Raw genomic sequence first — 15,041 nt, forward strand, 5'->3', positions numbered from 1 at the left:
CGTTGGTTGAAAGCCGCTTCGGAGACACATAAAAATGCCGTGTCGATAGGGAACACACATCCACCGGAATAGAGATTCTCGCGTTATGCGAGAGGTACATATAGCGGGCAATTCTCGGCTCCACACGACCCCGACCTCAAGCGCAGAAAGCGCGGCCCTCGGGTTTCCGAAATCATTTGGACGGTCGCATCACACCATCGCGTGTGAACGCTCCCGCGCGTGGAGATTCCAATGCGTTCAAACAACGATGTCGAATACTTAACCGCCGCTCAAGTCCGTGCTCGCTTTGGCGGGACTTCGCGGATGTGGCTACACCGCCGGATCGCGAAGGATGACTTTCCAGCGCCCGTCACGTTTGGCGGCCGCTATCGCCATTTCAAGCTATCAGAAATTGAAGCTTGGGAAGCTAACATGATCAAGCGCGGCATCAAAGCTGCGTCAATAATAGCTTCTAAGAAGTGAGAGGATGCCATGATGCGACCTCTCACTTATCGTCTTCGTCCGTTGGACCCGGGCGCAAGCGCTTACGCTTTGTTCAAGGAGCGAAATCGTTCGGAACTGGATCGCAGCAAGTGCCGCGACTTGTGCCGGTCAATACTAGACTCGAAAACTCCTCCGACCGATGCAATTCGAACCCTTGCCACTCGCGAATACTATTCTTTCGCTGTTGCGGACCTGCTGACCACATCGGGATCAAACCAACTTCTTCTAGAAGCACTACAAAGCAAGCCCGTCGCACGAATCGCTCCTTTTCGCTTCGCCAAAATCTTCGGCGTCACACGCGATGGAGATGAATCAACCCCGCTCGTGGCCACCGACCTTCAATCAATTCCAACTATACCGGCCGCATGCGCTCTAGCTGCGCTTGGTATTGTTGATTGGACGAATGCACCACCGCGCGTTCGCGCCGTCTTCGCACTTCGTACCTTGATCGCGGAGATGCGGTCATGACAACGCAATTCGCAAAAGCGCTTAGTCGCGCTCGATTGGAGGATGGAAAGCTACGCGCAATCCGGCACGACCTAGCCGGACGCCTTGCCGCAAATGGGCAATCAATAAGCGACTATTACACCGACGAAGAACTAGACGAATTTGACGACGCTACTCTCGCTCGCGGCGGGCCGGAAGACACAAAGGATGAAACCGGCTTTCGTCGACAAGATCGGCATCTCGCAGAGGCTTGCGCAGACGTAGATGCTGAGATGGATAAGGGTGCGATCTATGAGGACGCGCTTGAGACTATCGCTGAACGATACGCAGCGGATGGCCGCGACCTTGCTACCAAAAACAACAGCGGCCGCGATAATTTACACGAGATGATGTACGGCAGCCGACCAGCAGCAAAGCGCTACGCCGTCAAATTAGGAATTTGGCGCGGCCCAATGGGGTCACATTGCCGCAAAAGAAAGAGTCAGATTCCGCATAGTTACGGAATCCGAAGAGCATAAGTCGGGATGTAGCTTAATCCTAATCGCAGCGAGTGCGCTGCCCGTTGGTGAAGGAGAAGAGAAATGGCTTCATTTCAGGAAATTATTAAGCACTGGCCGCAGGTCACTCGTGACAAGATCAAGGCGTCGAAACTTAACGGCAGCCGTGACCGACTTGCAAGCGATGCGCACTGGAATGCCGACCAAGCCCTGATGGCTCAGGTACAGATTCTGGACGCGCGTAAACGCGAACATGAGCGCAACTATCGCCTGACCGGCGACCTCAATTCGAAGCAGTGGGCAGACCAAACTGCCGCCGAAGCCGCAGAAACGCGCGAAGAGCTTCGCGAACATCGTGAACACAAACCAAAGGACTCTGCGTTCATTGATGAGGAAGAGCTGGCGAAATGGGCAAATAAGCATCGGCAAGTAAAATGGCGAGAGCGGACGATCGTCGTCAAGCTCCCCAAGGGCCAAACCGCGACGGCATATTTAACGAACGCACGTGAACAGGTGAATGTGGCCCGTCGCGCACTTAAGCTGATTGAAACGGCCCCTCTCACTGCCGACGAAGCTGTCGCCCAAGCGACATCGTGCATCAAAGCGATTGCAGCTAATGGTGCCCCCGACCTTCGGGACCTTTCCCGCCTCTTGCCAAGCCCGGATGGCCGCCAACGACAAGGCAATATCAGTTGGCCGCAAACTCATACCCGTGATGGAGATTGGTTCAACGACGGTTTCGCATTGTTCGTATGGACCATGCAGGATGTTGTCACGGCGAAGATTGCTTCGGAGATTAAACGAACGGCTAAGCCGGACGCGCTATCGGCTACAGAGCGGCCGCACAAGATCAGCGAAGCCAAGGCCCGGCTTCTTGAACTTGAGCGTCTAGAGGAAGCAGCATTTCTTCTAGCTTCGGAGGAGAATCCTTCTCTTGAGCGTCGTCGCGGTTTGGACTTTCAGGCACTTCTTCAAATCGAGCCGACCCCGGCCGACGAACTGGAGTTCGGCTGATCTGAATCACCACGGCCTTGGTCCGGTCGTGCTGATCGCGGAGAGTTTTAACCTTTCGCTCCGCGAATCCCACCGGGCGGCCTGCCGCCGCTGCCCGGTGGCCTTCTTCCAGACAGTACTATTCAACGTTCAATAGGAGTTACCCATGAGCGCAAAAAACACCATCACGCCCGAAGACATTGAGTATGCAGCCCAGCGGCTTCGGCAGTCCAGCAGCTTCGCACGAGGCGAGGCACATCGAACTTGCTGTCCCGGAGAAGAGACCACCGACGACCACGACGAACAGTTTCAGCCCAGCGATCCGCCAAAGAGCAAGCTTGATCCTGTCGCCGCGATGCATCGGTTCAACAACCCGCCGAAGCGATAAACGCCGGTAGGCTGATGTCAATCCAAGGCCGGTGATGATTAATTCCTCACCGGCCCTAATCTAATTTGGTGCCCCATGTCTAAGCGCCTGCCATTGAAGTCTAAGCGCGCAATCCCGTCTCCCAAGCACGGATGGGACCACCCTGCAGACGTGGCGGCGGGCAAGCGATACTGCAAGGACATCGCTTATGCGATCCTTCCCGGCGCAGAGATCGAACTTCTCACCGTGAAGGACGCGGCTTTGAAGCTTCACGGCTTCGGGGTTTCGCTTGAAACAGCTGTGAAACTCCTATCCCGATATGCCGAGACCGACATGAGTGAATCCGTGATCTTGGATCAATGCATCGGAGTTTACGAAAATCCGGACGGCCAGCCCGGTCGGTACAGCACCATGCGATTGGCACCGGAAGACCGCTGGATGGACGGCGAGCCGGAGGATGAGAAGAGCATTTTCGATGCTGAACTGGCGTGGCCCCGGCCCGTTGCGTATGATAACAAACAACATGCCGCAAAGTGCGCGGAGGCCTTCGTTGAGGCACGGCCCGCGAAACTGATTTATTCTGACAACTCAATCTACACGCTGGACGACAATCGGATTTGGCGCCAGCTAAGCGACACTGAACTGGCAGCTGAGATTCGCGCGACTGATCCGAGTCTGATCTTCGACACTGACAAGATTCAACGCATGGTTCGCGCTGTGCACGTTGCTCACTTTACGAAGGTACGGCCTTTCGATTGGATCAAAGAACCTGTCGATGCACCGCCCCGCAGCGATCTAATTCTGGCCCGGAACGGAATTCTGAATCTCGCAACCGACGAACTTATGCCCCACACGGGAAAACTTTTTATCACGGGTCTTCCCGAATGGGACTATGACGCCAACGCAGACTGCCCCCTTTGGCTTAGTAAGGTTGGTGAATGGTTGCATCCCTCATTTCATCCGACACTACAGGAGTTCATGGGATACTGTCTTACGTCTGATACGTCGCTTGAAATCCTCCTAGCGATGATAGGAGCTTCGCGGGGCGGCAAGGGTTCGATCACGCGCATCATTCAAGCCTTAGTTGGCCCGGCTCTTCACACGTCGCGCACGCTCAACGACCTAAGCGGAGACTTTGGGCTGGAGGGCATGTTGGATAAACGCTTGATTGTGATTCCGGATGCCCACGACACCGATACGTCACGCCGGTCGGCCGCGATAGAACGGATCAAGTGCATCAGTGGACGCGACGAGCTAAGTATCAACCGCAAGAACCTGCCGATTATCACGGCCAAAGTTCCTGCGAAGCTAATTCTTGTGGCCAATAAACATCCGAAATTTTTGGACGAGTCCGGCGCGCTCGCAAACCGCGAACTTCTCTTGGTATTTGGAAATAGCTTCGTGGGGCGGGAAGATCGCGACCTCGCCAACAAGCTCAATGCAGAATTGCCTGGCATTGCCAATTGGGCGCTGGACGGCCTCCGTCGGTTACGCGCGAACGATGGGAAATTCACCATTGGCGAGCGGGGCCGTGCCGCGTCCCGCGAGCTCGCAGAATCGCAATCTCCTGCACGTCGTTTCGCCAAAGACTGCCTGATCGTCACCGGCGCGCCGAACGACTATGTGTCTTTGGATCAGGCCTACGATGTCTATCAGCATTGGGGCGACAACATTGAGAATCTTGGCTCGCGTGAACGCCGCAACCGAAACGATTTCAAGCACGATCTGATTGCTGCCTTAACGCCTCATGGCGTATCGCATGGGCAGCGGCGTTGGCACGATCCGTCGAAATCGAAGTCAGGCAAGGGCCTAACCAAACGGGGCTTCTTCGGATTTAAGGTCAAGCCGAAATTCCGTGTCACTGATGAATGTGACATTGTCACGGGCAACCGTGACATTTAACCTGCTGTACCGTCAGCATATTCGGCCTAGTGTCACGGTGGCACGGCAGAATCGACTTTGGGTCAGAAGCGCGGGCGCTCACAATACCAAGCGCAGGCCCGCCACAGCCGTAGAATACGAATCATCAGATGCTCCAGAAGTCTAGAATAGCCGGGACACCTTGACACTTGGCAGATACCTCAATGATTTCATACCTTAACGTGTCACACTTTTGCCGTTACACGTCACGGATTGCCGTGACACACGATACGCGCCTTCGAGATCAGTAATCCCTGATTCAATGCGCGCGGTAGATATAAAAATAGTTTTCAGTTCATTCGCCGAGCGTGCGCGAATACGAAAATATTTTTCTATTAGGTTCAGACCCCGTTCGAGTCGGGGTCCCTCTGACCGAAAAAATACAATGCGGGCAGACCCGAAGCGCGATGTATAAATTTGAAAATATTTTTGAATTTCACGATAACGTACTGATTGGGCCGCACTGTTAGCAGGATAGTCGATGGACAAGCATGAACGAGACGTGTTGGCGCGGATCGGCGCGGCGCTAATCCAAATTCAGCGAACCGAACTCACTATCAACTTCTGCATCAAGTACGTCGTCCCAAAATCAGCAAGGCCGTCCAAAGACGTTTTTACATCGGATGGACGACGGCCGCCCTTGGGGCGATTGATAGCCGAACTTGAGCGGCACATCGCGGTCCCCAATTCTTTTCGCGACACGCTCGCTGAATTCCTCGACAAGCGCAACACGCTTGTTCACCAAATCGAGAAGCTGCCCGATTGGACTCTCCGAACGGAGAAGGGAATAGCTACTGCCCATCGATTTCTGACCAAGCTCGAAGCGTTGGAACGACGGGTCAGCCGCACCTTTCTCGCAGTAGTAAAAGAATGGCAAGCCAACCAAATCGGAGATGGCCACCTGCAAGTCATTTCAGACCTTCGGCTGCGACACCTTCTCAAGTCAGATGCACAGCATTCAGCGAATTAATCTTTCAAACCGGCCACCGACAAACCTCAGCCCTACCACTTGCCATTACCCATTCACATGTTTGCTTTCTCGATTCTGTCGACGAGATCGCGAACATGTTTTTTTAAGTCCAGAACATCAAGCTTTGCTGGCAGGGTTGCTACATGTCTTGCAATGCGAACCTTATCAACGGATTCTTCGAGTTTACGGCCCCGCTTTCCATTCGGCGAAACGGGCCAGAAATGAAGCGCGTGAGCGTAAGAGTTATTCGCGGGAGCTGAATGATATCGTTTTGAATAAATGGCTTTCACAGCGTCTTGTAGCACAACGTAATCCACATAATTTTCGATCTCCCGCCCCTTTGTTACCCATGCCTTGCTGCGGCCCTGATCGAACTCAGTCTGTATGCGCTTTTTTGTGTCATTTATGGCTGACCTCGAATTAGCTTTGTCACTGTCCATGACGATGCAAAGATTCTGATTCAGAGATCGTAACTTTATGAACTCGGTCACCTCGTCATCATTCGCCGTAAGATGACTGAGCAAGCGTCCACCATAGAACATTATGGAATAATGCGTCCCTTCGTGAAGATGAGGAGCGACGGCCGCTATCCAGTAGCGGAGATAGATGCGATCCGATGGCCCCTCCACCCAGATAACGAAATTCGATTGAACGATATCTGATGCCCTAATTCCAAGGTCTGCACAGATAGCAAAGCGCTCCGACCGAAGCACGCTCTCTCGGATTCTAGTTTGGTTACCATCGTTAGTGACATGAAAGATTGCTGCGTTGGGTGTATCAATAAATGCCGCTGAGTGGGTAGCTATGAAGTATTGATTGGTTGTTTGCGATTGCAAATAAGCGACAAGTTTTCTTTGAAGTAATGGATGAAGATGACTCTCGGGCTCTTCGATACACACAATCTGCTCTTCGCTAATCGTGCAAAAAGCAGCAATCATAATAACTTCATGAATTCCAGTTCCCAGATTTGAAAGCGGAAGAACTTTGTTATCCATATGGACAAGGATGTGCTCGCGATTATGAGGAATTTCGATTCTAGCCTGCTCCCTTCCCGTTACCGTTTGCAGGAACGAATTGATCTTTCCGAACAGGATCAAATCCGCTCGCCTATCATGATCGGGACTTTGAAGTTCGGCCAACCGATCAATTAATCCGCGTCCGCTGAAATCATCAAATGATTCTGCTTTCTTCCCAATCTGCCGATTTGTCGGAATAAATCTTATCGCGGGAAAGACGATTTTCTGAGCGCCAACAATTTTTGCAATAGATTGTGGAATCCAATGGTTCCGCAAATCTCCGCCAGTCGTATTTGTCAGGGCATTCCAAAGATCATACCAGTCTTGCTGGCTGATCAACGTCCTCAAGGAGTTGGCATCGACTTTATCGATCAGTTTAGATTCTTCATGCCTTTCTGGCTTCTGCAACCATAGCCACCCATTATCTGATATTGCAGTGAATATCTTACTCAAGCTGTCCTTATAACGTCTCTCCGTATAATCCCTCCCCATGGAGCTTAGCGCATTCTGAACGGCTCGCTCGACTGGAATGCCGACACCGAAAAACAGTGGTCCACTTGTTGTCCCGTTGTAGCGATCCAGTGGCTCTACTTGCCGCCGCTGACGCTCGGCATCGGTCGATAAATATCGATGGATGAAGTCGAGAACGGTTGATTTCCCCGAGTTATTTGCTCCAACAAAAAAGTTAAACTCTTTAAATGGCCCCATCACCTGCAATTCGGGACCGACACCTCGAAAAAATCTAATAGAAAGTCCGTCGATATAGACCGGCATAAATCGCTCCTAAGTCCGCCTCTCAAGATTCAAAGTGTGGACTACATCTTGTATCTCGCATACTTAGACTCTTTAGTGGGGGTAAATCCTTCGGTCGCTCCGGATAGTGAAATTCGCTCCCGCGCAACCATCGTCCATCAAAAGCATTCCAGAACTGTATAGCGTCTAGTTGCCACTCGAACTCGTAGACACACCAAATTCCTCGCTCTTGAATTCTCTCGCCAGTACCATTGAAGGGAATCCCGTTCAGCTTACAGATTGCGTCTATCGTCTCCCAGTTCCGCCGGATGTATTCATCCTCTAGCGCTACATGATAAGGGCGGCTCGCCTTCCATCGCAGACCTCCGCAACGCGGATGGAATCCCTGCCGTTGCATTAGAAATTCAGGTAGCCGAGCAATGCCTTTGGCGATCCGGCGCGCTTCATCGGCGGTCAAATAGCCGTGCGTCCATTTCCATTGATGCACATCATTCCGATAGCCAATAGTAGCTATTCGCACGCCGTTCGCATCGAAGACACTGAACGCTTCAAGCTCCTCGTGGACCCGCCATGGCGGTGGAAAACGGCGTTTTGGCTGGCTTGACTCCATAAGAACAAAATAGGAACATGCGTCAGCGAGAGTCAACGCGGAACACACCATGTCAACGCAAACCGCCCCTATTCCTGAAGAGGAGTCGGAACGAATAGACGCCGCCACAGATCAGGCAATTGCAGCTTGCGACGGCGACGCAAGAGCCGCCGTGCGTGCGCTGATAATCGCGAATGATTTTCTTGAATACGAGCTACGCATGAAGGTGTCGCACGGTTACGTACATCGACGATTTAAGTGCTACAGTGGATGATTGAAATTATTCGGGACTCATAATGTTGAATCAGAGCCAAGCCGAAGGGAGCGGTGGGTATGATGATGGATATGCCAATTGCCCCTGCTTCTGGGGGAAAGAAGCGGGTTCACTGGTTCGACAGTTTCTAGCCAACACCCCGGACGTTTCTAAATTTCATATCCTCGATCTGGGGTGCGGGGAAGGAAAAAACGCAGCAGCTTTCGCGGATCGTGGAGCTTCGATAACCGCTGTTGACTGCTCCAAGCGAGCGCTAGCAAACGGCAAGAGCGCGTTTAAGCACCCTAAAATCGAATGGATTCAATCTGACGCAATTGAATTTCTAAATGACAGCGGCTTGTTCGACGTCGTCATCATGTATGGTCTTCCTCATTGCATGGAATCCACCAGCGCAATTCAAAAGCTAATCGCGCTTTCGCAAAAAAGGACGAAGAAGGGCGGGAAACACATCTTAGCCGCGTTCAACGACGGCCCTCACGATCTTTCGGCGCATCCTTATTTCAAGCCAACATTGGCTTCGCACGATTTCTATTTGCGGTGTTATTCCGCATACGAAATAGAGAGCCATACCAGCTCGCTACTCCACGAGACACATCCGCACAATAACATTCCGCATTTTCATAGCGTCACAAGATTGATTGCGAGTAAGAGATTATGACGTGTCCCGCAGACCTTCGCAGACTATATCGCGAAAAAAGAATTATTCCCTTCATTGGTGCCGGAGCATCAATGTCAGTAACATGGGACGGCGGCAAGAAGCAGGGTCCCTCGTGGACCGCGATGGTGGATGAGGCCGCGAGACTTCTGGGTTGTAGCGACCCCCAACTATTGCGCCATCGAGGAAGCGACCTTCAGATTCTTGAGTATTTCAAAATCAAAAATCATACAATCGCACCACTAACGAACTGGCTTTCGCAGCAATTCGCGAATGCCACAGACGATGAAATCTTGGCATCTCCCATTCATGCGGCCTTAGTCGAACTTGAGAACTGCAGCATATACTACACAACCAACTACGATGACTTTATCGAGCGCGCCCTCAAAAAGCGCGGAAGAATTTGTCAAATCGTGACGGCCGAGCACACCATGAGCCATGACAGAGCAGTCGTGGAAATCGTAAAATTTCATGGAGACTTCAACAATCCGACCGAAATGGTAGTTACGGAGTCGCACTACATGGATCGAATGCGGCTCGAAAGCCCAATGGATTTCAAGTTGCGGGGCGACCTTCTCGGGCGCGCGGTTTTGTTTATCGGCTATAGTTTTCGGGATCCAAACGTGAATTATATCTTTCACATCATACAGCGAATCCTGTCTCATCTTCCCGATTCCGCGTCGGGAAGACGCGCCTACATCATTTTACCCGATCCATCGGAATTCGAACGGCAATTGTTTCAGGAACGCAATATCGAAGTCGTTCCCGTTAGCTCTGGTAACATTGCGAAGAACGCAGCGAACATTATTCGCGAAATGGCTGAGTAACCGATATGGCGCCTGCACCGCGTAGAGTCGTATATTGTTCTTGGAGTCCCTTCAAAAAAGAGGAATGGGCCACGGCGAAAGATCACGCAACCTTGTCGGGGTCCGGAAAGAAACTTGGCGAACTATTCGAGTTTGAATTTCGTGATGTTGAAACTACGGAGCCGCTGTTGTGTGACTTGGAAGCAATGGTCCGCTTTAAAGTCGCTTCTGCATATCGCAGCGTTCAGGTTCCATGCATAGTCGAGCACGCTGGGCTCATTCTCGAAGGATATGAAGCCAAGTCTTATCCGGGCGGCCTAACGCAGCCTATGTGGGATTCGCTTGGAGCGGAGAACTTTGTTGCGTGCTGTTCGAAACTGTCGACAAAGACAATCGCGCGAGCCGTTATCGGCTATTGCGACGGTTTAAACACGTACACTTTCGTTGGCGAGACAAAGGGAATGTTGGTGGACACTCCGCGCGGGGAGCGGGAATTTTACTGGGATACGGTGTTTTGTCCCGACGGCTTCAGCGGCAAGACTTACGCCGAAATTGTTGGAAAGGATCGAAAAGGGATGATTGAGAAACTCAAGGTTTCACAATCGATTCGCGCGCTCGAAAAGTTTATGGAGCATCGAATTAAGAACGAACCTTCGCTTTTCCCCGCTCTATGATGTGAATCGGCGCGATGGGCGTCTTTAGATTGCGTGATACGAAATCGTCTAGGGTTCTACGGAAAGCCTCCATACCGAAAGAATTATAGACAATAGCGTGCGCCTTCCGGCCCAGACTTGTAATCTCCGACTCTACCGGCGCGTCGTAAACCTTCAAAAAGTTTCGGTAGCTGAATGACAATGTTCTCTGCGCTTCTCGTGCGCGGTACATATCAAAGGCAACGTCAGGCGGCGTTTGGATGTAGATCAATCCAATATCGCCACCATTATACATCGCTTCGAGCTTCTCGAATGTTTGCAAATTACGGACCCCGTCGACGATGCAGGGTCGACCACCGTTGTTTGTAACTTGCCTAAGAATCGCTTGCGCAAGCCTGTTAGGGCCGTTTGCCCCACTGATAAACTCGAAAGCGCGCTTCTGAAATTCTTCCCGGCCTATTTCGGAAATTGGTGGGGCATCCATCAAATTACGCACGAGCTCCCCCGTTCGAATTACCGGATGCGATAGGCGTTCACCCAGATACGTCGAGGTCTCAGATTTTCCTGAGCCAACGCGCCCCGCAACTACGAGAAGATGATCTTTTGTCAATCGCGAGCTATTGAGTACTTGAAGACGCGCTTTCGCAACGAGCGTTGATGGATAAAATTTTCGTAGACATAGCTGAGACCAATACTCGAAATCCGCAATGTCCAATGTGTCCTTCGACAAATCGATCCAGTTAATGCCCTTGATCGAAGAATCACCCTTCATCAGTTTCTTGGCGATGTTCCAATCGGAAATCCAGGCACGATAGACTACAGCAACGTGACGGCGCCCGACCTCTGATGAATCGTCATTTAAAACGCCAAGACGTTCAAGCGGGACCTCTTGGAAGAGACGGATCGTTTTGCGAGTATTAGCTGCCGGAGTTGACGAACGATCTTGCAACGAAATTTCTTCAGCCAACTCTCGACGCGCGCATGCGGCGAGGCCGTAGTCCTCATGTGACCACATATCGACGTCAGCCGCGCTCACGTGACCGCCAAAACCAATGCACTTCGATCCGCGTAGAAATTCGGCGGCGCGGCTCAGGTAAGATCGTTTGAAGAATAAAAGTCGTTCGCCGCATTGAACTAGCACATAGGTGATAAATTGCTTGGCATCGTCGCGCGTCTCGGCCTCAGTTCGAGCAATGTATGTCGGAGCATGCGAGGTCAGGATACGCTTAAGAATTGACGTTGAATCTGGATCGATACCTTGAAACGTAAGAACATCCCTGAAATTCACTTCGGGCGCGCAAAGCACTTCTTCTTTGGGTAAGTTCAAGACGCGCTTTTCAGCGACGTATTCTTTTGCTGGCTGCGATCCGCTATTCGCCGACGCGCGCAATGCAAAACGACCCCGAGCCGTTCTGATAAACCGAGAGTTTCCGGCTCGCGTGAGAATATCGATACTGAGCCGGGCTTGCATCGACTTCTCTGGCGTCCGGCCCATCACATGATCACCGAATAGCCCATGTTCGATTCCACGTTCCACAATCTCGCGCGCCTTCAGAGGAGATAACGCCTTACCCAGCACAATCTCGGCGACGCGCAGATAGGTCTGCCCCTCGACGTCGATTGGGTCGACATGATTGTCCTCTGAAAGCGTTTGCGTTTGGTAAGTGGCCATCCATTAACCTTGGGCGCGCGGGCTCGACTGCGGCGCGCCCCGGCCGATTCTACGCCAAACTTGCGGTTATGGCACTGGCTTGAGACTGGTTGTCCGGACTGCGCACAAGCCGCATTACCTGCCGTCCCCGGCCCGTCCCGGATCGATTTTTGAGGTTGGCGAGTGCAAGCTAAGTACTGGCGCGCCCGAAGAGATTCGAACTCCTGACCCCCAGATTCGTAGTCTGGTGCTCTATCCAGCTGAGCTACGGGCGCGCATTTCGCTAGGCTGAAGGGCCGGAGGCCGGGCCGCGAAAGAGCGCCATAGCTACCGGCTCCGGCGCGGCTTTGCAAGATCGATAAGACACAGATTTCGGACCAAAAGGGTCGTTTTTTCAGGCCCGGACCCGGGCATCCCGCAGCCGGTGAAGCTCCACGGCCCGATCCGGAATCATGATCCGGAAGGTGGCGCCGATGGTGCCGTCCACCAGGTTCAGTTCGCCGCCATGGGCGCGGACCAGTTCCGCGGCGATGGCGAGGCCGAGACCGGTGCCGCCATCCCGCGAAGAGCCCTGAAACGCTTCGAACAGATGCGCCTTGGCCTTTTCCGGAATGCCGGGGCCGGTGTCCGAGATTTCCAGAATCGTCACCGCACCCTCGCGCCGCCCGGTGAAACGGATTTGCCGCGCGATTCCGAGACCGGACTTCTCGCTTTCCAGCGCCTGCGCGGCGTTGCGGACCAGATTGAGCAGCACCCGGAACAGTTGATCCGGATCGGCATCGACGGTGAGGCCGCGCTCGATGGCGTTGATCCATTGGATCGACGTATCGGAGCCGATTCCCGCCGATTCGCGGACTTCCTTCACCACCGGCTCCACCTGGACCAGCCGGCGGTCCGGCGGCGCTTCCTGCGCCTTGCCGTAAGATAATGTCGACTGACAGAACGCGATGGCGCGCTCCAGCGAACGCATCAGTTTGGGCGCAAATCTTTGCACGCGCGGATCGGGCACGCTGGCAAGCTGGTCGGAGAGGAGTTGCGACGAGGCCAAAAGATTGCGCAGGTCGTGATTGATCTTCGACACCGCAAGGCCGAGCGCCGCAAGATGGCTCTTCTGATGCAGCATCGAAACGAGGTCGCGCTGCATGTCCGACAGTTCGCGCTCCGCCACGCCGATTTCGTCGGTGCGTTTCGACGGCTCGATGATGCGCGCGGTGCTTTCCGGATTCTCGTGAAACGCCACAAGATTGGCGGTCACGCGCCGCATCGGCCGCACGAACAGGTGATGCAGCGCATAGTAGATCAGGCCCGCGGTGATGCTGGTCATCACCAGCGACAGCAGCAGCACGTTGCGCGAGAAGCGGAACATCGCAGCGCGCAGCGGCTTCTCGTCGGCCACCACTTCAATGAATTGTCCGCTGCCCGGCGCGGGTCCGATAATGCGCATCACCTCGTCGCCGCTGTCGAGCATGACCTGAAACGCGTCGACAATGGCAGCCCACGCGTTCACGTCGCGCATGTCGATGTCATGATCGACCTTCGCCGGCATGTCGGCAGCCGCCAGCAGGCGGCGTTGCTGGCCGCTCTTGATCGCCACCGCCCGCGCGCCGATGCTGGAGAGAATCTGCCGCGCCAGCGCATCGGGCACCATGCCGCTCGGGGCGGCATCCAGCACCAGCGCCGCGGTGCTCGCCGCCGCCAGCCGGTCGTTGAGCCGGTTGACCCGGAAGTTGGCGATGGAAGGAACGTAGATCAGGATTTCGACGATCAGGATCAGCGGAATGGTCAGCAGCAGCAGCTTTCCGGACAGGCCGAAGCCCATCCCCGGCTGAGGCCGAGGGTCCGTCCGGTCAGGGCTTTGGCCTGATACCGCCATTGGTTGATCGCCCGCCCGTTTTATTGATTTGCCGCCACAGGATGCGCCTGCCAGCGGCCGGGGTCAAACCCCCGGAACTGTTATGGTTTAAGCCCCCGGCCGGGGCTCACGACCCGACCGCGTTACAAAACCCCAAGATTGACGAAAACAGGCCGCTCCCGTATAAGCCGCGCCAACTGTCCTCGATGGCCCGGCTTGACCGGGCCGGTTCATTTTGGACCGGAATTGGTCCACTTCAGGGCCGCCATCGCAGGATGTCACCTTAATTATTGGCGAATGGCCTTCGGCGAGCCTGCCGGACGTGCTTTTCGCACCGGAGAACGACCGTGAAGCGGACCTATCAACCCAGCAAACTGGTGCGCAAGCGCCGTCACGGCTTCCGTGCCCGTCTCGCGACCGCCGGCGGCCGCAAGGTTCTCGCCGCCCGCCGCGCGCGTGGCCGCAAGCGTCTGAGCGCCTGAGCAGACCTCACCCGAGACCTTTTCCATGCGCCGGTTGGAACCATGGACCGGTTAAGGCAGCGCGCGGATTTCCTCGCCGCGGCCAATGGCCCGCGCATGGCCAGCCCTGCCTTTCTGGTGCAGAGCCGCGCCCGCGACGATAACGGCCCTGTCCGCGTCGGTTTTACCGTTACAAAGAAAGTCGGCACCGCCACCGAGCGCAACCGCGTCCGCCGCAGATTGCGCGAACTCGTGAAGCGACTCGATGCCGCATCCGTGCGACCACACCATGATTATGTGATCGTTGGCCGCCGCGCCGCGCTGGACCGCGGCTTTGAAACCATGTTCAACGATCTGCGCGCGGCACTCAGCCGCCTCGAGCGGCAGACGCCGAAGCCATCAATACCACGCCCCTCCGGCGATACCGCCGGAACCAAAGCCCCTTCACGCGCACGCGAATGACGAGACCTGAACGATGATCGAAAATCGCAACACCATCCTCGCCGTCATCCTGTCGGGCCTCGTGCTGATCGCGTGGCAGTATTTCTACAACATTCCCACCATGGAAAAGCAGCGCGCCGCGCAGCAGGCCGAACTGGCCCAGAAGCAAGCCGCCAATCCGGCAGCCACTCCCGGCGCGAACCAGCCGGCGGG

General features: G+C 54.3%; 15 protein-coding genes and 1 tRNA gene. 12 read left to right on the forward strand and 4 right to left on the reverse strand.

What is annotated here, in order from left to right:
- Positions 1–231: 231 nt before the first annotated feature.
- The 6 genes from HMPREF9696_RS13215 (at position 232) to HMPREF9696_RS13240 (ending at position 5,677) form a co-directional block, all read left to right on the forward strand.
- Positions 232–462, forward strand: a complete 231-nt coding sequence (locus HMPREF9696_RS13215) for a helix-turn-helix transcriptional regulator (RefSeq protein WP_002713526.1) — start codon at positions 232–234, stop codon at positions 460–462.
- 485 nt (positions 463–947) lie between these two features.
- Positions 948–1,448, forward strand: a complete 501-nt coding sequence (locus HMPREF9696_RS13220) for a hypothetical protein (protein WP_040301436.1) — start codon at positions 948–950, stop codon at positions 1,446–1,448.
- Between the two features lie 63 nt (positions 1,449–1,511).
- Positions 1,512–2,441, forward strand: a complete 930-nt coding sequence (locus tag HMPREF9696_RS13225) for a hypothetical protein (RefSeq protein WP_002713528.1) — start codon at positions 1,512–1,514, stop codon at positions 2,439–2,441.
- 145 nt (positions 2,442–2,586) lie between these two features.
- Positions 2,587–2,808, forward strand: a complete 222-nt coding sequence (locus tag HMPREF9696_RS13230; RefSeq protein WP_002713529.1) for a hypothetical protein — start codon at positions 2,587–2,589, stop codon at positions 2,806–2,808.
- Positions 2,809–2,883: 75 nt separating this feature from the next.
- Positions 2,884–4,689, forward strand: coding sequence for a DNA primase family protein (locus tag HMPREF9696_RS13235; RefSeq protein ID WP_002713530.1), 1,806 nt, complete (start codon positions 2,884–2,886; stop codon positions 4,687–4,689).
- A 499-nt stretch (positions 4,690–5,188) separates the two neighbouring features.
- On the forward strand, positions 5,189–5,677 hold the full coding sequence (locus HMPREF9696_RS13240; RefSeq protein WP_002713531.1) for a hypothetical protein: 489 nt from the start codon (positions 5,189–5,191) through the stop codon (positions 5,675–5,677).
- A gap of 53 nt (positions 5,678–5,730) precedes the next feature.
- Here the strand turns inward: HMPREF9696_RS13240 and HMPREF9696_RS13245 are convergent, their stop codons facing one another.
- Entirely contained in the window at positions 5,731–7,467 is a 1,737-nt protein-coding gene (locus HMPREF9696_RS13245) for an ATP-dependent nuclease (protein ID WP_002713532.1), read from the reverse strand.
- A gap of 864 nt (positions 7,468–8,331) precedes the next feature.
- On the opposite strand from HMPREF9696_RS13245, the gene HMPREF9696_RS13250 reads away from it, so the two are divergent.
- The 3 genes from HMPREF9696_RS13250 (at position 8,332) to HMPREF9696_RS13260 (ending at position 10,444) form a co-directional block, all read left to right on the forward strand.
- A complete protein-coding gene (locus tag HMPREF9696_RS13250) occupies positions 8,332–8,967 on the forward strand; it encodes a class I SAM-dependent methyltransferase (RefSeq protein ID WP_002713535.1) in 636 nt (211 codons plus the stop codon).
- Positions 8,968–9,038: 71 nt separating this feature from the next.
- Complete coding sequence (locus tag HMPREF9696_RS13255; RefSeq protein WP_002713536.1) at positions 9,039–9,791, forward strand: SIR2 family NAD-dependent protein deacylase; 753 nt, start codon at positions 9,039–9,041, stop codon at positions 9,789–9,791.
- Positions 9,792–9,796: 5 nt separating this feature from the next.
- Positions 9,797–10,444: a non-canonical purine NTP pyrophosphatase gene (locus HMPREF9696_RS13260; protein WP_002713537.1), complete on the forward strand. Its 648-nt coding sequence runs from the start codon at positions 9,797–9,799 to the stop codon at positions 10,442–10,444.
- Here the strand turns inward: HMPREF9696_RS13260 and HMPREF9696_RS13265 are convergent.
- The 3 genes from HMPREF9696_RS13265 to HMPREF9696_RS13275 all read right to left on the reverse strand — a co-directional run bounded on the left by HMPREF9696_RS13265 (position 10,410) and on the right by HMPREF9696_RS13275 (position 13,893).
- Positions 10,410–12,095, reverse strand: coding sequence for an HTH domain-containing protein (locus HMPREF9696_RS13265; protein WP_002713538.1), 1,686 nt, complete (start codon positions 12,093–12,095; stop codon positions 10,410–10,412). The genes HMPREF9696_RS13260 and HMPREF9696_RS13265 overlap by 35 nt on opposite strands.
- 177 nt (positions 12,096–12,272) lie before the next feature.
- Positions 12,273–12,349: transfer RNA gene (locus HMPREF9696_RS13270), tRNA-Arg, on the reverse strand.
- Between the two features lie 119 nt (positions 12,350–12,468).
- Positions 12,469–13,893, reverse strand: a complete 1,425-nt coding sequence (locus HMPREF9696_RS13275) for an ATP-binding protein (RefSeq protein ID WP_002713539.1) — start codon at positions 13,891–13,893, stop codon at positions 12,469–12,471.
- 380 nt (positions 13,894–14,273) lie between these two features.
- Here HMPREF9696_RS13275 and rpmH point away from each other — a divergent pair, with 380 nt between their 5' ends.
- The 3 genes from rpmH to HMPREF9696_RS22050 all read left to right on the forward strand — a co-directional run.
- Complete coding sequence (gene rpmH, locus HMPREF9696_RS13280; protein WP_008542748.1) at positions 14,274–14,408, forward strand: 50S ribosomal protein L34; 135 nt, start codon at positions 14,274–14,276, stop codon at positions 14,406–14,408.
- Positions 14,409–14,450: 42 nt separating this feature from the next.
- A complete protein-coding gene (gene rnpA, locus HMPREF9696_RS13285) occupies positions 14,451–14,849 on the forward strand; it encodes a ribonuclease P protein component (protein ID WP_002713540.1) in 399 nt (132 codons plus the stop codon).
- 13 nt (positions 14,850–14,862) lie between these two features.
- Positions 14,863–15,041 (forward strand): hypothetical protein (locus HMPREF9696_RS22050; protein ID WP_002713541.1); only part of this gene is annotated, 179 nt, incomplete at its 3' end.

The sequence above is a fragment of the Afipia clevelandensis ATCC 49720 genome (assembly GCF_000336555.1).
GTDB classification, from domain to species: Bacteria; Pseudomonadota; Alphaproteobacteria; order Rhizobiales; family Xanthobacteraceae; genus Afipia; species Afipia clevelandensis.